A 20,652-nucleotide genomic window follows, 5' to 3' on the forward strand; every position below is an offset into this window, starting at 1 on the left:
TTAGACCAAGGTAGTAGACACACAAGGTTACGATTGACTTGGCAGTCACTATCTGGCGCTAATCGCGCATCTGTGGATCCAGGGCGTCAGACCCGGGACCAAAGAAATACAAAAATTAGAAATGAGAGGAGCGGTACATGAATAAGTCCACCTTGGCACTGGCTGTAGCCCTGGGCGCAGTTGCCCAGCAAGCAGGCGCTGCCGGCTTTATCGAAGACAGCAAGGCCACACTGGGCCTGCGTAACTTCTACATCAACACCGATAACCGTGAAGGCACCGCCAACCCGAGCAAGAACGAAGAATGGGGCCAAGGCTTCGATCTGCGCTTTATCTCCGGTTATACCCAAGGCACCGTTGGCTTCGGTCTTGACGCTATCGGCCTGCTGGGTGTTCGCCTGGACTCCGGCGGCGGTACCAACGGCGCAACTGCCAGCTCCTACGGCGGCACCATCTTCCCGAGCAAGTCCAATGGCGAAGCCGTTGATAACTACTCGAGCCTGGGTCTGACTGCCAAAGCCAAGATCTCCCAGACCGAACTGAAGCTGGGTACCTTGCAGCCTAAGCTGCCGGTCATCGTCACCAACGATGGTCGTATGCTGCCGCAGACCTTCCAGGGTGGCCAGATCACCTCCAGCGACATCAAGGACCTGACCCTGGTCGCCGGCCAGATCGAAAAAGCCAAGGGCCGTAACTCCAGCAACAACGAAAGCCTGTCCATCTCCGGCGCCAACAGCCGTGGTGCGAACTGGCGTTCGAGCAACAAGTTCTACTACGCCGGTGGTGACTACAAGATCACCAAGGACCTGACCGCCCAGTACTACTACGGCAACCTGGAAGATTTCTATAAGCAACACTTCCTGGGCCTGACCCACAACTGGGCTATCGGCCCTGGCGTGCTGAAGTCCGACCTGCGTTACTTCAACAGCTCCGACGACGGTAACAATGGCAACCAGTCTGCCTACTTCTCCACAGGTAACTACGGTGGCGTCAACAACGGTCGTGGCAAGGTGGATAACAACCTGTACAGCGGTCTGTTCCTGTACTCGGTTGCCGGTCACACCTTCGGTGGCGGTTACCAGGTCAGCAACGGCAGCAGCGACTTCCCTTGGTTGAACCAAGGTGACGGCTCGTCGGCCTACATCACTACCGACATGCAGATCCAGAAATTCGCCCGTGCTGGCGAGCGCACCTGGCAAGCTCGCTACTCCTACGACTTCGCCAAGGTCGGCGTACCTGGCCTGACCGCCGGCGTCGTGTACCTCAAGGGCGACCATATCGACACCGTTGCCAGCAACCGTGCCGAGTTCACCGGCCAGTCCGAGTGGGAACGTGACATCACTGTTGCCTACGTCGTACCGGAAGGTCCGCTGAAGAACGTTGGCGTGGCGTGGAAAAACGCTATGTGGCGCAGCGATATCGCCAACGCACGTAACCAGGACGAAAACCGCCTGATCGTCAGCTACTCGATCCCGCTGTTGTAAGCCTGTAAAACCTTGCCCGGCGCAATGCCGGGCAAGGTGTCTTGCTTGTCCAAGTCGGGCTCAACCCCCGCAAGCCCTTCCTGAACCCTCTTTTACAGCGTCTCAAGGCCTTCTCGAACCTTGAAAACAATGTTGGTCCTCGCTTGTACCCAAGTCCAATGAACACATTTTTAATATTCCTTTATCGTCTAGATAAATCGATATTTATTCTTTTTAAAAAATCCCAGATCCATGCACAGTGGGCTCCATAAGCATCCATCAGGAGCCACACCATGAGCCTAAGACTGGGCGACATCGCCCCCGACTTCGAACAGGATTCCAGCGCCGGCAAGATTCGTTTCCACGAATGGCTCGGAGACAGCTGGGGTGTGCTGTTTTCCCATCCGGCGGACTTCACCCCGGTGTGCACGACCGAGTTGGGCTTCACTGCCAAGCTCAAGGACGAATTTGCCAAACGTGGCGTCAAGGCCATCGCCCTATCGGTAGACCCGGTGGACTCGCACCACAAGTGGATCGAAGACATCAACGAAACCCAGGACACCATCGTCAACTTCCCGATCCTGGCCGATGCCGATCGCAAGGTCTCGGACCTCTACGACCTGATCCATCCGAACGCCAGTGACACGCTCACTGTGCGCTCCTTGTTCGTGATCGACCCGAACAAGAAGATCCGCCTGACCATCACCTATCCGGCCAGCACCGGGCGTAACTTCCATGAAATCCTGCGGGTGATCGACTCACTGCAACTGACCGACAACCACAAGGTCGCCACCCCGGCCAACTGGCAGGATGGCGATGAAGTGGTGATCGTGCCGTCGCTCAAGGATGAGGAAGAGATCAAGAAACGCTTTCCGAAGGGCTACCGCGCCGTGAAGCCGTACCTGCGCCTCACCCCACAACCCAACCGTTAAGGCGTTACGCACAAGCCCTCTGTAGGAGCGAGCTTGCTCGCGAAAAACGTTAACGGTAACGCGTAGTTCTAGATGAGCGCGGCGCCTATGAGTTTTTCGCGAGCAAGCTCGCTCCTACAACTGGTACTTACATAGCAGGGGTTTTCAGGCCGTTTTAACGGCCTTTTTTTTCGCCTGGCGAATAATAAAACGCATATGTTTTTATGGAATAAACAAATGAATAAATAAGATTTATAGATATATAAATCTGCTGCTAAGGTCTGTTCCATCTTGGCGCCATCGCCACACCGCGAACCGCTGACACTTGCTTAAGGAATTCCCTACATGCTGGTCGTAACACTTGGAGGTAGTCCCAGCCAGCGTTCCCGCTCCGGGGTGCTGCTGGATAAAACCCGTCAATGGCTGCAACGCCAGGGCGTGGAGGTGGTGAGTTACCAGATACGGGACTTCCCGGCAGAGGACTTACTGCATGCGCGCTTCGACAGCCCCAAGGTCATCGACCTGCTGCAACAGGTGGCCAATGCCGACGGCCTGGTGATCGCCACGCCGGTGTACAAGGCGTCGTTCTCCGGCGCGCTGAAAACCGTGTTGGACCTGCTGCCTGAACGCGCCCTGGCGCATAAGGTGGTGTTGCCGATAGCCACCGGGGGCAGCATCGCCCACATGCTGGCGGTGGACTACGCCTTGAAGCCGGTGTTGTCGGCCCTTAAAGCCCAGGAATTGCTCCACGGTATTTTTGCCGAGGACAGCCAGATCGCCTATGGCGAAGGCAGCGTCCAGGCGCAACTGGTGCCAGTGCTCGAGCAGCGTCTGCACGAGGCCCTGGAGCAGCTCTACAGCGCCATGGCCCGACGCCCGAAACCACTGGACCCCGATGTATTGAATGAACGTTTGTTGAGCGCTCGCTGGAGCATCTGAGCCTCACCCAATATCGAGAAATACTCACCTTACTCAGCCGTCAACGGCCAAGCAGGTGCAGCCAAAACCCTAATCGCAACTGTGGAGAGAGCGCCATGCGCACTGTCATCTTGCGTCGTGGTCTGGTCGCACTGTTTGCTGCGGCTGTGTCCTTCGGCGCCATTGTTCAAGCCCAAGCTGCTGAGACGCTGCGGATCGGTTATCAGAAGTACGGCACCCTGGTGCTGCTCAAGGCCAAGGGCTCCCTGGAAAAACGCCTCGCCGCCCAGGGCGTGCAGGTGCAGTGGACCGAGTTCCCCGGTGGCCCGCAGTTGCTGGAAGGCCTGAACGTCGGTTCCATTGATTTCGGCGTCACTGGCGAAACCCCGCCGGTCTTTGCCCAGGCTGCCGGCGCTGATCTGCTCTATGTCGCCTACGAACCGCCAGCGCCCACCAGCGAAGCCATCTTGGTGCCCAAGGACTCGCCGATCAAATCGGTAGCCGAGCTCAAAGGCAAAAAGGTCGTGCTCAACAAAGGCTCCAACGTGCACTACCTGCTGGTGCGTGCCCTGGCAGATGCCGGCCTCAACTACACCGACGTGAAGACGGTCTTCCTGCCGCCCGCCGATGCCCGTGCCGCATTCGAGCGCGGCAGCGTAGACGCCTGGGTGATCTGGGATCCCTACCAGGCTGCCGCCGAAAATCAACTGCAGGCCCGCACCCTGCGTGACGGCACCGGCATCGCCGACAACCATCAGTTCTACCTCGCCACCAAACCCTATGCCGAGCAACACCCTGAAGTGATCAAGGCATTGGTGGAAGAAGTGCGCGCAGTGGGCGAGTGGTCCAAGGCCAACCCTGAGCAGGTCACCGAACAAGTCGCGCCACTGCTGGGCCTGCCGGCCGACATCACCCTGACCTCGGTGAAACGCCAGGGTTACGGCGCGCTGTTCCTGACGCCCGAAGTAGTCGCCGCACAGCAAAAAATCGCCGACACCTTCTATCAACTCAAATTGATCCCCAAGCCCTTGAGTATCAAGGACGTGATCTGGACGCCACCCGCCGCGGTTGCCAAAGCGCCGTAATTCGACTTCTTCAGGAGACAACTCCATGAGCCTCAATATTTTCTGGTTCCTGCCTACCCATGGCGACGGCCATTACCTTGGCACCGCCGAAGGCGCTCGCGCCGTCGACCACGGTTACCTGCAGCAAGTGGCCCAGGCCGCTGACCGCTTGGGTTTCGGTGGGGTGTTGATCCCCACCGGTCGCTCCTGTGAAGACTCGTGGCTGGTGGCGGCCTCGCTGATTCCAGTGACCCAGCGCTTGAAATTCCTCGTCGCGCTGCGCCCCGGGATCATTTCCCCGACGGTGGCTGCACGTCAGGCCGCGACTCTCGACCGTCTGTCCGGAGGCCGTGCGTTGTTCAACCTGGTCACCGGTGGTGACCCCGAAGAGCTGGCCGGCGACGGCTTGTTCCTCAGCCACGAAGAGCGCTACCAGGCCTCGGTGGAATTCACCCGCATCTGGCGCCGAGTGCTGGAAGGCGAAACCGTGGACTACGACGGCGAGCACATCAGCGTAAAAGGCGCCAAGCTGCTTTACCCGCCGGTCCAGCAACCGCGCCCGCCGCTGTACTTCGGTGGTTCTTCCGAAGCCGCTCAGGACCTGGCAGCCGAACAGGTGGAAATGGTCCTGACCTGGGGCGAGCCCCCGGCGGCGGTCGCGGAAAAAATCGCCCAGGTTCGCGCCAAGGCCGAAAAACTCGGACGTACCCTGCGCTTCGGCATTCGCCTGCATGTGATTGTGCGCGAAACCAACGAAGAAGCCTGGAAAGCCGCCGACAAACTCATCTCCCATCTGGACGACGACACCATCGCCCGGGCCCAGGCATCCCTGGCGCGCTTCGACTCGGTCGGCCAGCAACGCATGGCGGCCTTGCATGGCGGCAGCCGTGACAACCTGGAAGTCAGCCCCAACCTGTGGGCCGGCGTCGGCCTGGTGCGGGGCGGTGCCGGGACTGCGCTGGTCGGCGATGGCCCAACGGTTGCGGCGCGGGTCAAGGAATACGCGGACCTGGGCATCGATACCTTTATCTTCTCCGGTTATCCGCACCTGGAAGAGTCTTATCGGGTCGCCGAGCTGTTGTTCCCGCATTTGGATATCGAACGTCCCGAGTTGCCGAAAAGCGCTGGCTACGTCAGCCCCTTCGGCGAGATGGTCGCCAACGATATCCTTCCCAAAGCTGCGTCACAGAGTTGAGGCGCCGCCATGGACTTTGAAAAATTCAGCCATCGCGTGGCGCCCTGGGTGCTGCCGATCTTGTTGTTGGCGGTGTGGCAGTTGTCAGTGTCGGCGGGGTGGTTGTCGACGCGCATTTTGCCGGCGCCCAGTGCGGTGATCGAAGCCGGGGTCAACCTGGTGGTCAGTGGCGAAATCTGGACGCACCTGGCCATCAGCGGCTGGCGTGCCGGCCTGGGCTTTGTGATTGGTGGCAGCATCGGCCTGGCCCTGGGCTTTATCACCGGGTTGTCGAAGTGGGGCGAGCGCTTGCTGGACAGCTCTGTGCAGATGATTCGTAACGTGCCGCACCTGGCGCTGATCCCGCTGGTGATCCTGTGGTTCGGCATTGACGAAACCGCGAAGATTTTCCTGGTGGCCCTGGGCACATTGTTCCCGATCTACCTGAACACCTACCACGGCATCCGCAACGTCGACCCGGCGCTGGTGGAAATGTCGCGCAGCTATGGCCTGTCGGGGTTCAGCCTGTTCTGGCAAGTCATCCTGCCGGGCGCGCTGCCGTCGATCCTGGTTGGCGTGCGTTTTGCCCTGGGCTTTATGTGGCTGACGCTGATCGTGGCGGAAACCATCTCGGCCAGCTCCGGTATCGGCTACCTGGCGATGAATGCCCGTGAATTCCTGCAAACCGACGTGGTGGTGCTGGCCATCGTCATGTACGCCATCCTCGGCAAACTCGCCGACCTGGCGGCGCGTGGCCTGGAACGGGTATGGCTGCGCTGGCACCCGGCGTATCAAGTCAAAGGAGGTGCGGCATGACAGCTCAACAACCCCCGCGCCTGCTCAAGGGCATCCCCCTGGCGGTGCGCAAATTACGCAAATCCTTCGGCACTCGCGAAGTGCTCAAGGACATCGACCTGCATATTCCGGCCGGTCAATTCGTGGCCGTGGTCGGTCGCAGCGGCTGCGGCAAGAGTACCTTGTTGCGCCTGCTGGCGGGGCTGGACAAGGCCAGTGGCGGCGAGCTGCTGGCCGGCTCCGCGCCGCTGCACGAGGCGATTGAAGACACACGATTGATGTTCCAGGAAGCGCGTTTGCTGCCGTGGAAAAAGATCATCGACAACGTCGGCCTTGGCCTTACGGGCAACTGGCGCCCCAGGGCGCTGGAGGCCCTCGAAGCGGTGGGCCTGGCCGAGCGCGCCAATGAATGGCCAGCTGCCTTGTCCGGTGGCCAGAAGCAGCGCGTGGCATTGGCCCGTGCGTTGATCCACCAGCCGCGCCTGCTGCTGCTTGACGAGCCGCTGGGGGCGCTGGACGCCCTGACCCGCATCGAGATGCAGCAACTGATCGAGAACCTCTGGCGCAAGCACGGTTTCACTGTGTTGCTGGTGACCCACGACGTCAGCGAGGCCGTGGCGATTGCCGACCGTGTGATTCTGATTGAAGACGGCGAAATCGGTCTCGACCTGAACGTCGACCTGCCGCGCCCACGGGCCCGTGGTTCACACCGCCTGGCCGCGTTGGAGGCCGAGGTGCTCAACCGCGTGCTGTCGCTGCCCGGCTCACCGCCGGAACCCGAACCTGTTTCACCGCTGCCGACGCAATTGCGTTGGGCTCAATAACCCACACAGGAAAAACATCATGACTATTAAAGCCATCAACGTGCGTAACCAGTTCAAAGGCACCATCAAGGAAATCGTGGTCGGTGACGTGCTGTCGGAAATCGACGTACAGACTGCGTCCGGCATCGTTACTTCGGTGATCACTACGCGTTCGGTCAAAGAGCTGGAGCTGGTGATTGGCAGTGAAGTGATTGCCTTTGTGAAATCCACTGAGGTGTCGATTGCCAAGTTGTGATTGCTTGAGACCGCTATCGGGAGCAAGCCCCCTCCCACACTGGACCGCGTTTATTCAGGAACAATAAGGTCAAAATGTGGGAGGGGGCTTGCCCCCGATAGGGCCGGCCCAGCCAACACAAGGCTCACCGCTTGGGCAGATACGCCGGCAAATAAAGCCCCACATAGGCATCAAACACGCGCATCCCTTCTTGCGCCATACGCGGCGTAATCAGCCCATGCTGATGCACTGAACGCGCATACACGCGGTCGCTCAGCTCCAATGCCAGGGCAAATACATCCACATCCTTGGGCAAGCTCGGCACTTCGAAGTGGCGGTTGAACACCTCCAGCATCAAGGCCCCCAACTCCAGATCATGCTGACGATCGGCCTGGGTCACCTCAGTCAACCCGTGCTGTGCCAGGATCAACTGACGTGCAGCCGCGTCCTGGTCGTAAACGTTGAGCATGCGCTGTTCAACGATGCAGGACAGGTCGCGCCAGTGCTTGAGTGAGTCATGTTCGATGGGCGCCTGGATGGCGGCGCGGAAGGCGGCGTGTACCTGGGCGGTCAACGCCTCCAGCAACGCCGGCACACTGGCGAAGAAGTGATACACCGACGACGGTGGAATCTGTGCTCGTTCGGCCACGCTGTAGATCGACAAACTCGCCACGCCTTCGGTGGCCAGCAAGGTGCGGGCGGCGTCGAGGATCGCGTCGATCCGCGCCTGGCTGCGGGCGCGGGGTTTGCGAGGCGTGGCGGGGCGGGTGGGCATGGAAGTCTCCTACAAGGCAGCGGGCATTGTATGAGCAGGGAGGTGTGTTGTCTTTCAAACCGCCATCGGGAGCAAGCCCCCTCCCACATTTAGATCTGTGAATACATTCAAAATGTGGGAGGGGGCTTGCTCCCGATGAGGCCAATTCGGTCTCCCGGAATAAGCCCATAAAAAAGCGCCACAGACCCTGAGCCTGTGGCGCTTCTTCAATGCCGCAACCACTTACACGGTATGCAGGTACCAGTTGTACTCAAGGTCGGAGATGGAGTGTTCAAACTCTTCCAGCTCACTTTCCTTACAGGCGACGAAGATATCAATGTACTTAGGATCGATGTACTTGGCCATCACCTCGCTGTCGTCCAACTCACGCAGGGCATCGCGCAGGTTGTTCGGCAGGCTTTGCTCGTTCTGCTCGTAGCTGTTGCCTTCCACCGGTGCGCCTGGCTCGATCTTGTTGGTCAGGCCGTGGTGCACGCCCGCCAGGACCGAAGCCATCAGCAGGTAAGGGTTGGCATCGGCGCCGGCCACACGGTGTTCGATACGTACGGCATCGGACGAGCCAGTGGGTACGCGAATCGCCACGGTGCGGTTATCCAGGCCCCAGCACGGCGAATTGGGCACGTAGAACTGTGCGCCGAAACGACGGTAGGAGTTGACGTTGGGGCACAGGAACGCCATTTGGGCGGGTAGGGTCTCCAGCACACCGCCGATTGCGTGACGCAATGCGGCGTTCTGCTCGGGATCCTCGCTGGCAAAGATGTTCTTGCCGTCCTTGTCCAGAATGGAGATATGCACGTGTAGACCGTTGCCTGCCTGGCCCGGGTAAGGCTTGGCCATGAAGGTGGTGTCCATCTCATGGTCGTAGGCGATGTTCTTGATCAGGCGCTTGAGCAGTACCGCGTAGTCGCAAGCCTTGATCGGGTCGGCGACGTGGTGCAGGTTCACTTCGAACTGCGCTGGAGCGCTTTCCTTGACGATGGCGTCGGCCGGAATGCCTTGCTCCTTCGCACCTTCCAGGATGTCCTGAAGGCAGTCGACGTATTCGTCGAGGTCGTCGATCAGGTAGACCTGTGTCGAGTGCGGGCGTTTGCCGGAAATAGGCGAGCGGGGCGGTTGTGGGCGGCCGTTCACGTTCTCCTGGTCGATCAGGTAGAACTCAAGCTCGAAGGCGGCGCAGATGGTCAGGCCGAGGTCGTCAAACTTGCTTACAACTTGGCGGAGCACTTCGCGCGGATCGGCGAAGAAAGGTTCACCTTCAAGTTCGTGCATGGTCATCAGCAATTGCGCGGTAGGGCGTTTTTGCCAGGGCTCATTGCACAGGGTATCGGGGATTGGATAACAGATTCGGTCAGCATCACCGATGTCCAGGCCCAGGCCGGTGCTTTCCACCGTCGAGCCGTTGATATCCAGGGCAAATAAAGAGGCAGGCAGGTTAATGCCCTTCTCGTAAACCTTGTGGAGGCTGGTGCGTTCGATGCGCTTACCGCGCACCACACCATTCATATCCGCAATTAGAAGGTCTACGTACAGAACCTCAGGATGATCCTTAAGGAACGCGTTCGCTTCGTTAAGCTGAACGGCACGCGGGGGTACCGACATGATGCAACACCTTTGTTGTTAAAAATATCAATCATTGATCTTTTCTGGTTTCAGTCAACCCGAACGGCATGCCGAAGTCAAGCGAGGGCTTTTTTGCCCTAAAAAAGCGCCGTGAGGGCTTTTTTGCGGGGTTTTGGGGCGGTTTTCCGGGTTTAACGTGCTTGGGACCAGCAGGCTTGAGCGGGGCGTGTAGGATTTTTTACGGGGGTGTTGTGTAAAAAAATGAACAAGGCTAAGCTCGATTCAAACCCATAACAGCAATAATACCGGGGTGCTTCATGTTTTTCCTGCCGCCACTTGGCGTCTTGGCCTGCTCCAGTCGGGCTTTTTCACCCGTTCATGTGTCCTGCGTGAACCCCTGCGCCCCGGTCAATATTCTTGACGCCCGGGCCGACCTCTTCTTTGCTTCTTCACTGCCCTCGAGTTTGCCTCTCAATGGCTTGCGCCTGCGGGGTTGCTCATGATTCTGCACAAGTTTGGCGTGAGGAATGCAACGCTGCAGCAAATGGCAGGTAAGCTCCTACCCTGAATGTAAAAACGACGCGGATGCTGCGTCAACCAACGCCTGGCCTTTTAATGGATGCCAGGAAACCCAGCCCAGAGGCATTTATGAGTAACAACCTCGACCAGCTCACCGATTGGTTGAAAGACCACAAGATCACAGAAGTCGAATGCATGATTGGCGACCTCACCGGCATCACCCGGGGCAAGATCTCGCCGACCAACAAGTTCATCGCGGAAAAAGGCATGCGCCTGCCCGAGAGCGTTCTGTTGCAGACCGTGACCGGCGACTATGTCGAAGACGACATCTATTACGAATTGCTCGACCCTGCCGATATCGACATGATCTGCCGCCCCGACCAGAACGCGGTGTTCCTGGTGCCGTGGGCTATCGAGCCGACCGCCCAGGTGATCCACGACACCTACGACAAGCAAGGCAACCCGATCGAGCTGTCGCCGCGCAACGTACTCAAGAAAGTCCTCAAGCTCTACTCCGATCGTGGCTGGCAGCCCATCGTGGCGCCGGAGATGGAGTTCTACCTGACCAAGCGCTGCGAAGACCCGGACTTCCCACTGCAGCCGCCGATTGGCCGTTCCGGCCGCCCGGAAACCGGTCGCCAGTCCTTCTCTATAGAAGCCGCCAACGAATTCGACCCATTGTTCGAAGACGTCTACGACTGGTGCGAACTGCAGGAGCTGGACCTCGACACCCTGATCCACGAGGACGGCACGGCGCAGATGGAAATCAACTTCCGTCATGGCGATGCCTTGTCCCTGGCCGACCAGATCCTGGTGTTCAAGCGCACCATGCGTGAAGCCGCGCTCAAGCACGATGTGGCCGCTACCTTCATGGCCAAGCCGATGACCGGCGAGCCCGGCAGCGCGATGCACCTGCACCAGAGCATCATCGACATCGCTACCGGCAAGAACGTTTTCTCCAATGAAGACGGGACCATGAGCCAGTTGTTCCTCAACCACATTGGCGGCCTGCAGAAATTCATCCCCGAGTTGCTGCCGTTGTTTGCCCCCAACGTGAACTCGTTCCGCCGCTTCCTGCCCGATACCTCGGCGCCGGTAAACGTGGAGTGGGGCGAAGAAAACCGCACCGTCGGCCTGCGCGTACCGGATGCCGGCCCGCAGAACCGCCGCGTGGAGAACCGCCTGCCGGGCGCCGATGCCAACCCCTACCTGGCGATTGCCGCCAGCCTGTTGTGCGGCTACATCGGTATGGTCGAAGGTCACAACCCGAGCGCTCCAGTAGTCGGCCGTGGTTACGAACGCCGCAACCTGCGCCTGCCGTTGACCATCGAAGACGCCCTGGAGCGTATGGAAAACAGCAAGACCATCGAGAAATACCTGGGGCAAAAATTCATCACAGGCTACGTCGCGGTCAAGCGGGCCGAGCATGAAAACTTCAAGCGTGTGATCAGTTCGTGGGAGCGGGAATTCCTGCTCTTCGCCGTCTGATGCGCCGGGCGCGTCGTAGGAATTGGCGCGCCTTCACCTGAAAAGTCTAGGAGATTGGTATGTCCAGCAACAACCCGCAAACCCGTGAATGGCAAGCCTTGAGCAATGATCACCACTTGGCGCCGTTCAGCGACTTCAAGCAATTGAAAGAGAAAGGCCCACGGATCATCACCAAAGCCCACGGCGTTTACCTGTGGGACAGCGAAGGCAACAAGATCCTCGACGGTATGGCCGGCCTATGGTGTGTGGCGATCGGTTACGGTCGCGATGAACTGGCCGATGCCGCCGCCAAGCAGATGAAAGAGCTGCCGTACTACAACCTGTTCTTCCAGACCGCACACCCGCCGGTGCTGGAACTGGCCAAGGCGATTTCCGACATCGCACCGGCCGGCATGAACCATGTGTTCTTCACCGGCTCCGGCTCCGAAGGCAACGACACCATGTTGCGCATGGTCCGCCACTATTGGGCGATCAAGGGCCAGCCGAACAAGAAAACCATCATTGCCCGCAAGAATGGCTACCACGGCTCCACCGTGGCTGGCGCCAGCCTGGGCGGCATGACCTATATGCATGAACAGGGCGACTTGCCGATTCCGGGCATCACCCATATCGCCCAGCCATATTGGTTTGGCGAAGGCGGCGACATGAGCCCCGATGAGTTCGGTGTGTGGGCGGCCAACCAGTTGGAAGAGAAGATCCTGGAACTGGGCGTGGACAACGTCGGTGCCTTTATTGCCGAGCCGATCCAGGGCGCCGGTGGCGTGATCGTGCCGCCAGCCACCTACTGGCCGCGCATCAAGGAAATCCTCGCCAAGTACGACATCCTGTTTGTTGCCGACGAAGTGATCTGCGGTTTTGGCCGTACCGGTGAGTGGTTTGGTAGCGATTTCTACGACCTCAAGCCACACATGATGACCATCGCCAAGGGCCTGACCTCGGGCTACATCCCCATGGGTGGCCTGATCGTGCGTGATGAAGTGGTCGAGGTGCTGAATGAAGGCGGCGATTTCAACCACGGATTCACCTATTCCGGTCACCCGGTAGCGGCGGCGGTGGCCCTGGAAAACATCCGCATCATGCGCGACGAAAAAATCGTTAACCGTGTTCAGGATGAAACGGCACCGTATTTGCAGAAACGTCTGCGGGAACTGGCAGATCACCCACTGGTGGGCGAAGTGCGCGGCGTGGGCATGCTCGGTGCGATTGAGCTGGTCCAGGACAAGGCCACGCGCAAGCGTTATGAAGGCAAGGGCGTCGGCATGATCTGCCGAACCTTCTGCTTCGAGAATGGCCTGATCATGCGTGCCGTGGGCGACACCATGATCATTTCGCCGCCATTGGTGATCAGCAAGGCTGAAATTGACGAGCTGGTCAGCAAGGCTCGCCAGTGCCTGGACCTGACCTTGGCGGCATTGCAGGGCTAAGTGCTAGGCTCAGTGCGCAGCGGCGTTCGGGCGCTGCGCACCGGGCAGTTATATGTGAGGCTTTGGTTGAAAGCCGGCCTCGGAACTTGCCAGACTGTCGCCCTGTTTTGTTGCCCTTTGGCTGGGCCGTAAAACATATAAAGCTTGTGGCCCAAAAAAGAAAAAATCGGAGCATCACCCAATGAAGGCATTAGGTTTGAAAAACGCTGGCAAGACCCTCCTCGCCTTGTCGCTGATGGGCGCAATGGCGGGCGCGGCCCAGGCAGACAGTAAAGTGCTGCACGTCTATAACTGGTCCGACTATATTGCACCGGACACCATTGCCAACTTTGAAAAAGAATCGGGCATCAAGGTGGTGTATGACGTTTTCGACAGCAACGAGACCCTGGAGGCCAAGTTGCTGGCAGGCAAGTCCGGCTACGACATTGTCGTGCCGTCCAACAACTTCCTGGCCAAGCAGATCAAGGCCGGTGTGTACCAGGAACTGGACACGTCCAAGCTGCCTAACTACAGCAACCTGAACAAATCCCTGCTTAAGGCCGTGTCGGTCAGCGACCCGGACAACAAGCACGCGTTCCCGTACATGTGGGGCTCGATCGGCATTGGCTACAACCCGGAGAAGGTCAAGGCTGCGCTGGGCGTAGACAAGATCGACTCATGGGATGTGCTGATGAAGCCGGAAAACATCGCCAAGCTGAAAAGCTGCGGCGTGAGCTTCCTCGACTCGCCAACCGAAATGCTGCCGATTGCGCTGCATTACCTGGGCCTGCCGACCGACAGCCAGAAGAAAGCCGATCTCAAGCAGGCCGAAGACCTGTTCTTGAAGATCCGTCCTTCGATCGGCTATTTCCACTCGTCCAAGTACATCTCCGACCTTGCCAACGGCAATATCTGCGTAGCCGTGGGTTACTCGGGTGACATTCAGCAGGCCAAGTCCCGTGCGGCTGAAGCCGGTGGCAAAGTGAAAGTGGCGTACGACATTCCGAAAGAAGGCGCTGGCAGCTTCTTCGACATGGTTGCCATCCCCAAGGATGCCGAAAACGTCGAAGCGGCTTACACCTTCATGAACTACCTGCTCAAGCCCGAAGTCATGGCGTCGATCACCAACAGCGTGCGCTTCCCGAACGGTAACGAGAAGGCCACCGCATTGGTGGACAAAGACATCACCAGCGACCCGGGCATCTACCCGTCGGCGGACGTGCAGGCCAAGCTCTACGCGATTGCTGACCTGCCGGCTGCAACCCAGCGGGAAATGACACGCAGCTGGACCAAGATCAAGTCGGGCAAGTAAGTCCTGTTAGTTGTGGGAGGGGGCAATTTCCCCCCTCCCACAAATTAGATCAAAGAAAGTTTTGCCGGATCGGTTTATCGAGGGTAAGTTGCGCGCCGGTTTTGTTGCCGGGCAACAACTCTAAGGCCCAACTATTTAAGAGGACCTCCACTTGCCAATTTCTTTATTTCGCAAAGCCATGCTGGTGGGTGCAGGTATCACGCTGGCTGCCAGCGTGCAGGCCGCACCGACGGTGCATATTTATAACTGGTCGGACTACATCGGCCCCGACACCCTGGCCAACTTCGAAAAGGTCAGTGGCATCAAGCCCGTGTATGACGTGTTTGACTCCAACGAAACCCTGGAAGGCAAGTTGCTCGCCGGGCGTACCGGCTACGATGTGGTGGTGCCGTCCAACCATTTTCTCGGCAAGCAGATCAAGGCCGGGGCGTTCCAGAAGCTCGACAAGTCACTGCTGACGAACTACGCCAACCTCGACCCGGTACTGCTCAAGCGTCTGGAAAAGAACGACCCGGGTAACCAGTACGCAGTGCCGTACCTCTGGGGTACCAATGGCATCGGTTACAACGTCGATAAAGTGAAGGAAGTGCTGGGCGTCGACCATATCGACTCCTGGGCGGTGTTGTTCGAGCCGGAAAACATGAAGAAGCTCGCCACTTGCGGCGTGTCCTTCATGGACTCGGCAGACGAAATGCTGCCTGCGGTGCTCAACTACATGGGCCTGGACCCTAACAGCACCAACCCGGCCGACTACAAGAAAGCCGAGGAAAAACTGCTGAAAGTGCGGCCCTACGTGACCTACTTCCACTCCTCCAAATACATCTCGGACTTGGCCAACGGCAATATCTGCGTGGCGGCCGGCTTCTCCGGCGATGTGTTCCAGGCCAAGGCCCGTGCGGCTGAGGCAGGCAAAGGCGTGAATATCGCCTACGCGATCCCGAAAGAAGGCGGCAACCTGTGGTTTGACGTGTTGGCGATCCCCAAGGATGCCAGCAACGTCAAGGAAGCCCACGCCTTCATCAACTATTTGCTGCAGCCTGAGGTGATCGCTCAGGTCAGTGATCAGGTCGGTTATGCCAACCCTAACCCAGGGGCGGACAAGCTGATGGAGCAATCGATACGCACTGACGCAGCGGTTTACCCACCGCAGGCGGTTCTCGAGCGGACTTTCGTCAACTTCGAGCTACCCCCGAAAGTGCAGCGTTTAATGACCCGTAGCTGGACCAAGGTCAAGACGGGCAAGTAAGGCTCAAACTATCCTGGGTTCGCCCGCCTAAGGCGAACCGCACCGTTTTTTTTGGGAGTTTCGTAAATGGCAGTTGCCTCCGGCGCCTATAAGAAAGCCCTCGAGGGCGACCAGACACCGAAAAAGGTGCTGGTCAAAATCGACCGGGTCACGAAGAAGTTCGACGAGACGATTGCCGTGGACGATGTGTCCCTGGAAATCAAGAAAGGCGAGATCTTCGCCTTGCTCGGCGGTTCGGGTTCGGGCAAATCCACCTTGCTGCGCATGCTCGCAGGTTTCGAGCGCCCCACCGAAGGCCGCATCTACCTCGACGGGGTGGACATCACCGACATGCCGCCCTACGAGCGGCCGATCAATATGATGTTTCAGTCCTACGCCTTGTTCCCGCACATGACCGTGGCGCAGAACATCGCGTTCGGCCTGCAGCAGGACAAGATCCCCAAGGCCGAAGTCGACGCCCGCGTGGCCGAGATGCTCAAGCTGGTGCAGATGAGCCAGTACGCCAAGCGCAAGCCGCACCAGTTGTCCGGTGGCCAGCGCCAGCGTGTGGCCCTGGCCCGCTCCCTGGCCAAGCGCCCGAAACTGCTGCTGCTCGATGAGCCCATGGGCGCATTGGACAAGAAGCTGCGTTCGCAGATGCAACTGGAGCTGGTGGAAATCATCGAGCGCGTCGGCGTGACCTGCGTGATGGTGACCCACGACCAGGAAGAGGCCATGACCATGGCCGAGCGTATCGCGATCATGCACCTGGGCTGGATCGCCCAGATCGGCAGCCCCATCGATATCTACGAAACCCCCACCAGCCGCCTGGTGTGCGAGTTCATCGGCAACGTCAACATCTTCGACACCCAGGTGGTGGACGACGCCGAAGGCCACGCAGTGCTCAAGTGCGCTGATCTGGACCGCGATATCTACGTGGGCTACGGCATCGCCACCGCGGTGGAAGACAAATCGGTGACCTACGCCATCCGCCCGGAAAAACTGCTGGTCACTACCCAAATGCCGACCTGCGAGCACAACTGGTCCAGCGGTAAGGTGCACGACATCGCCTACCTGGGCGGGCACTCGGTGTTCTACGTGGAGCTGCCGAGCGGCAAGCTGGTGCAGTCCTTCGTCGCCAACGCCGAACGCCGTGGCCAGCGCCCAACCTGGGGTGATCAGGTTTACGTGTGGTGGGAAGACGACAGCGGCGTGGTACTTCGCTCATGAACATGAAGAAATTCAAGCGGCGCTTGGATCGCATAATCCCCAATGGCAAGCAGGTGGTCATCGGGATTCCCTTCCTGTGGCTGTTTCTGTTTTTCGCACTGCCGTTTTTCATCGTATTGAAAATCAGCTTTGCTGAAGCCGACGTGGCGATCCCGCCCTACACCGAGATCTACACCTACGTTGAGCAAAAGCTGCAAGTGGTGCTGAACCTGGCCAACTACAGCCTCTTGGCCGGCGACGAGCTCTACATCGCCGCGTACCTGGGCTCGCTGAAGATGGCGTTTTTCAGCACGCTGCTGTGCCTGCTGATCGGCTACCCGATGGCCTACGCCATCGCTACCGCACGCAAAGAGATGCAAACCGTGCTGGTGCTGCTGATCATGATGCCGACCTGGACCGCGATCCTGATCCGCGTGTATGCGTGGATGGGCATCCTCAGCAACAACGGCTTGCTCAATGGCTTCCTGATGTCCATGGGGCTGATCAGCGAACCGTTGCAGATCCTCAACACCAACATCGCGGTGTATATCGGCGTGGTCTACTCGTACCTGCCGTTCATGATCCTGCCGCTGTACGCCAACCTGGTCAAACACGACCAAAGCCTGCTGGAAGCCGCCTCCGACCTCGGTTCAAGCACCTTCAACAGCTTCTGGAAAATCACCGTGCCGCTGTCCAAGAACGGCATCATCGCCGGCTGCATGTTGGTGTTTATCCCAGTGGTGGGCGAGTTCGTGATTCCTGAACTGCTCGGCGGCCCGGAAACCCTGATGATCGGTAAAGTGTTGTGGCAGGAATTCTTCAACAACCGTGACTGGCCGGTGGCTTCTGCCTTGGCCGTGGTGATGCTGGCGATCCTGATCGTGCCGATCATCCTGTTCAACCGCAGCCAGGCCAAAGAGCTGGAGGGCAAGATATGAAGCGCTTTCGTTTCTCCAGCTTCATGCTGGTCGCAGGCTTGTTGTTTATCTACCTGCCGATGTTGATCCTGGTGATCTATTCGTTCAACGAATCCAAGCTGGTGACGGTGTGGGGCGGTTGGTCGATCAAGTGGTACGTGGGCCTGCTGGACAACACCCAGTTGATGGGCTCGGTGGCACGCTCCCTGGAAATCGCCTGCTACACGGCGGTGGCCGCAGTGGCGCTGGGCACCTTGGCGGCCTTTGTGCTGACGCGCATCAGCCAGTTCAAGGGCCGCACGCTGTTCGGCGGCCTGGTGACGGCACCGCTGGTGATGCCGGAAGTGATCACCGGCCTGTCGCTGTTGCTGCTGTTCGTGGCCATGGCGCAGATGATCGGCTGGCCCCAGGAGCGTGGCATCGTCACCATCTGGATCGCGCACACGACGTTCTGTGCGGCGTATGTAGCAGTGGTCGTGTCGGCGCGCCTGCGTGAGCTGGACCTGTCGATCGAAGAGGCGGCTATGGACCTGGGCGCACGGCCGTGGAAGGTGTTCTTCCTGATCACCATCCCGATGATCGCGCCGTCGCTGGCGGCGGGCGGCATGATGTCCTTTGCGCTGTCCCTGGATGACCTGGTACTGGCCAGCTTCGTGTCGGGCCCGGGCTCGACCACCTTGCCGATGGAAGTGTTCTCGGCGGTGCGCCTGGGGGTCAAGCCTGAGATCAACGCCGTGGCGAGCCTGATTCTGTTGGCGGTGTCGCTGGTGACCTTCCTGGTGTGGTTCTTCAGCCGCCGGGCCGAAGAGCATCGCAAGAAAGCCATCCAGCAAGCCATCGAAGAAGCCGCAGCGGATGGCTGGCAACAACCGGACAAGCGCCGCGCGCCAGCGCCGGTCTGACTGCCGGAACTGGGCTCAAAATGTGGGAGGGGGCTTGCCCCCGATAGCAGTGGGTCAGTAACAGATGCAGTGACTGACACTCAGCAATCGGGAGCAAGCCCCCTCCCACATTGATGGCATTCCAATTTGGTTATGCTGCCCATGGCGACTTACGAATCACCTCAACAAAATTCATCGGCTTGAACCCCGGCTCCTGATCCACCAGCACATCGGTCTTCACGTTGCCAAACGTGGTCTGCGGGCGATGGCGCAAGCCGTCGGCAAACGCGCAGATGATGCACTCCTTGAACCCTTCACCCCTTGGATGCGCATGCACCACCGCTTCGCGCTGCACGCTGCTGAACGCGGCGTAGTCCATGCCCAGCACGTCCATCTCAACACCGGCGGTCACCAGCGCCACGGTGGGGCGCAAGTGCTTAGGCACGCCAGGCGTGGTGTGCAGGGCGATCGACAGCCACACTTGTTCGATGTCGTCATCGCTCAGCCCATAGGGCTTGAGGAACGCGGCGGCGGCATTGGCGCCGTCCACTTCGAAGCGCTCGTTGTCACTGCGATGGCCTTCCACCAGGCCGAGGTCGTGGAACATCGCGCCTACGTACAGCAACTCCGGGTTGTAGGCCAGTTGCTTGCGCTCACCGCTCAAGGCGCCGAACAGAAATACCCGGCGCGAGTGGTGGTAGAGCAGGTCGGACTCGACGTCGCGGATATATTCGGTGGTGGCCTTGGCCAAGGTGCTGTCGGGGATCTGGATGCCGGCGATGGTGGTGCTCATGGTGGTTCTCCTCTGGAAAGCACCTAGTCTGGTCGCGCGTGCGTGACGCAGCTATCGCGACGAGGGAGCGTTCTCGGCCAATGTGGATACACATCGTGCCAAGGGTGTACTCGGTCAAATGTGGGAGCTGGCTTGCCTGCGATAGCATCACCTCGGTATACCTGATGAACCGAGGTGTCTGCATCGCAGGCAAGCCAGCTTCCACAGGGTTTTGCGTCAGCCCAGAGATAAAGGTTTCCCATGCACAAAACCGTCGCCATCCTGATTTTCCCCGGCGTCCAGTCACTGGATGTGACCGGGCCGATGGACGTGTTCTGCGAGGCCAACCGCTTCCTGGCTCCCGAAGATCACTACCAACTGGAGGTCATCGGCTTCGGTCACGGTTCTATGGCCGCCTCCAACGGCCTGTCCTTGCAGGCCCACAAACACTACAGCGAAGCCCTGCAACCCTACGATCTGCTGCTGGTCGCCGGCGGCCCGCAACTGCCCTTCGAAAACTTCGGTCCCCAGTTTGATGACTGGCTGCGTGCTGCCACCGCAAGGGCACAACGCTTCGGCTCGATCTGCAACGGTGCCTTCATGCTGGCCCGCGCCGGCCTGCTGGAGGGTAAAACCGTCACCACCCATTGGGGCGATGCCGCGGACCTGGCGCGTGTGTGCCCCTCGGCCCGGGTCGAAGCCGACCGTCTCTACGTGCAGGACGGCAACCTCTACACCTCGGCCGGGGTCACGGCGGGTATCGACTTGTCACTGTACCTGCTGGCCCAGGACCACGGTCCGGAAGTCGCGTTGAGCGTGGCCAAGCGCTTGGTGGTGTTTACCCAGCGTTCGGGCGGGCAGTCGCAGTTCAGCCCGTTCCTCACGCCCCATGCCGAAACCACCTCGGCGGTGGCGCTGGTGCAGTTGTACGTGCTGGCCAACCTGACCGGCGATTTGACCATCGCCGACTTGGCCAGGGCCGCCAATATGAGTGCGCGCAATTTCTCCCGGGTGTTCGCCCGAGAAGCGCGGGTCACGCCAGCCGAATTTGTCGAGCGTGCGCGGGTGGATGCGGCGCGGGTGATGCTTGAAAGCAGCCACGCGCCGCTCAAGACCGTGGCCTATCAATGCGGGTTTCGCGACGCCCAGCACATGCGCAGTGTGTTCAACCGCCGGCTGGGCGTTACGCCGCAACAGTTCAGGCTTAACTTTGCGGCACCGGTGTAGCGAT

Annotated in this window: 19 protein-coding genes; 16 read left to right on the top strand and 3 right to left on the bottom strand. The window is 59.4% G+C overall.

Annotation, left to right across the window (positions count from 1 at the left end; all coding sequences use genetic code 11):
- Positions 1-137 precede the first annotated feature (137 nt).
- From QZR30_RS05545 to QZR30_RS05580, 8 genes are all read left to right on the top strand, one after another.
- The gene (locus tag QZR30_RS05545) at positions 138-1,481 is read left to right on the top strand and encodes an OprD family porin (RefSeq protein ID WP_046070000.1); all 1,344 of its coding nucleotides are present in this window, start codon (positions 138-140) and stop codon (positions 1,479-1,481) included.
- Between the two features lie 272 nt (positions 1,482-1,753).
- Positions 1,754-2,392, top strand: a complete 639-nt coding sequence (locus QZR30_RS05550; protein WP_046069999.1) for a peroxiredoxin — start codon at positions 1,754-1,756, stop codon at positions 2,390-2,392.
- A gap of 324 nt (positions 2,393-2,716) precedes the next feature.
- Entirely contained in the window at positions 2,717-3,310 is a 594-nt protein-coding gene (ssuE, locus tag QZR30_RS05555) for an NADPH-dependent FMN reductase (protein WP_043046976.1), read from the top strand.
- Between the two features lie 95 nt (positions 3,311-3,405).
- A complete protein-coding gene (locus QZR30_RS05560) occupies positions 3,406-4,374 on the top strand; it encodes a sulfonate ABC transporter substrate-binding protein (protein ID WP_046069998.1) in 969 nt (322 codons plus the stop codon).
- A gap of 25 nt (positions 4,375-4,399) precedes the next feature.
- Positions 4,400-5,548, top strand: a complete 1,149-nt coding sequence (gene ssuD, locus QZR30_RS05565; RefSeq protein ID WP_005792361.1) for an FMNH2-dependent alkanesulfonate monooxygenase — start codon at positions 4,400-4,402, stop codon at positions 5,546-5,548.
- Between the two features lie 9 nt (positions 5,549-5,557).
- A complete protein-coding gene (ssuC, locus tag QZR30_RS05570; RefSeq protein WP_032878854.1) occupies positions 5,558-6,343 on the top strand; it encodes an aliphatic sulfonate ABC transporter permease SsuC in 786 nt (261 codons plus the stop codon).
- Positions 6,340-7,146 (top strand): aliphatic sulfonates ABC transporter ATP-binding protein, encoded by an 807-nt coding sequence (gene ssuB, locus QZR30_RS05575; RefSeq protein WP_046069997.1) that lies wholly within the window; start codon positions 6,340-6,342, stop codon positions 7,144-7,146. Before ssuC ends, ssuB begins: the two co-directional genes overlap by 4 nt.
- Before the next feature lie 19 nt (positions 7,147-7,165).
- Entirely contained in the window at positions 7,166-7,381 is a 216-nt protein-coding gene (locus QZR30_RS05580) for a TOBE domain-containing protein (protein WP_003176783.1), read from the top strand.
- 124 nt (positions 7,382-7,505) lie between these two features.
- Here the strand turns inward: QZR30_RS05580 and QZR30_RS05585 are convergent, their stop codons facing one another.
- Together QZR30_RS05585 and QZR30_RS05590 are read right to left on the bottom strand one after the other, a co-directional pair.
- Positions 7,506-8,135 (bottom strand): TetR/AcrR family transcriptional regulator, encoded by a 630-nt coding sequence (locus QZR30_RS05585; protein ID WP_274356881.1) that lies wholly within the window; start codon positions 8,133-8,135, stop codon positions 7,506-7,508.
- Between the two features lie 222 nt (positions 8,136-8,357).
- Positions 8,358-9,734 (bottom strand): glutamine synthetase family protein, encoded by a 1,377-nt coding sequence (locus QZR30_RS05590; protein WP_003213894.1) that lies wholly within the window; start codon positions 9,732-9,734, stop codon positions 8,358-8,360.
- 609 nt (positions 9,735-10,343) lie between these two features.
- Between QZR30_RS05590 and QZR30_RS05595 the strand changes: the two genes are divergently transcribed.
- The 7 genes from QZR30_RS05595 to QZR30_RS05625 all read left to right on the top strand — a co-directional run bounded on the left by QZR30_RS05595 (position 10,344) and on the right by QZR30_RS05625 (position 18,670).
- Complete coding sequence (locus tag QZR30_RS05595; protein ID WP_003195249.1) at positions 10,344-11,702, top strand: glutamine synthetase family protein; 1,359 nt, start codon at positions 10,344-10,346, stop codon at positions 11,700-11,702.
- Positions 11,703-11,761: 59 nt separating this feature from the next.
- Entirely contained in the window at positions 11,762-13,126 is a 1,365-nt protein-coding gene (locus tag QZR30_RS05600) for an aspartate aminotransferase family protein (RefSeq protein ID WP_056846994.1), read from the top strand.
- Between the two features lie 196 nt (positions 13,127-13,322).
- Positions 13,323-14,417, top strand: a complete 1,095-nt coding sequence (locus QZR30_RS05605; RefSeq protein ID WP_043047043.1) for a polyamine ABC transporter substrate-binding protein — start codon at positions 13,323-13,325, stop codon at positions 14,415-14,417.
- A 151-nt stretch (positions 14,418-14,568) separates the two neighbouring features.
- Positions 14,569-15,663: a polyamine ABC transporter substrate-binding protein gene (locus QZR30_RS05610; protein WP_046069994.1), complete on the top strand. Its 1,095-nt coding sequence runs from the start codon at positions 14,569-14,571 to the stop codon at positions 15,661-15,663.
- Between the two features lie 66 nt (positions 15,664-15,729).
- Positions 15,730-16,872: an ABC transporter ATP-binding protein gene (locus QZR30_RS05615; protein ID WP_046069993.1), complete on the top strand. Its 1,143-nt coding sequence runs from the start codon at positions 15,730-15,732 to the stop codon at positions 16,870-16,872.
- Positions 16,869-17,789: an ABC transporter permease subunit gene (locus QZR30_RS05620; protein WP_005792353.1), complete on the top strand. Its 921-nt coding sequence runs from the start codon at positions 16,869-16,871 to the stop codon at positions 17,787-17,789. Before QZR30_RS05615 ends, QZR30_RS05620 begins: the two co-directional genes overlap by 4 nt.
- Positions 17,786-18,670, top strand: coding sequence for an ABC transporter permease subunit (locus tag QZR30_RS05625; RefSeq protein WP_003195236.1), 885 nt, complete (start codon positions 17,786-17,788; stop codon positions 18,668-18,670). Before QZR30_RS05620 ends, QZR30_RS05625 begins: the two co-directional genes overlap by 4 nt.
- A 130-nt stretch (positions 18,671-18,800) precedes the next feature.
- Here QZR30_RS05625 and QZR30_RS05630 read toward each other — a convergent pair whose 3' ends face one another.
- The gene (locus QZR30_RS05630; RefSeq protein WP_046069992.1) at positions 18,801-19,442 is read right to left on the bottom strand and encodes an HD domain-containing protein; all 642 of its coding nucleotides are present in this window, start codon (positions 19,440-19,442) and stop codon (positions 18,801-18,803) included.
- A 240-nt stretch (positions 19,443-19,682) separates the two neighbouring features.
- Between QZR30_RS05630 and QZR30_RS05635 the strand changes: the two genes are divergently transcribed.
- A complete protein-coding gene (locus QZR30_RS05635; protein ID WP_311903013.1) occupies positions 19,683-20,648 on the top strand; it encodes a GlxA family transcriptional regulator in 966 nt (321 codons plus the stop codon).
- Positions 20,649-20,652: the final 4 nt, after the last annotated feature.

The organism is Pseudomonas sp. rhizo25 (genome assembly GCF_031931935.1).
GTDB classification, from domain to species: domain Bacteria; phylum Pseudomonadota; class Gammaproteobacteria; order Pseudomonadales; family Pseudomonadaceae; genus Aquipseudomonas; species Aquipseudomonas synxantha.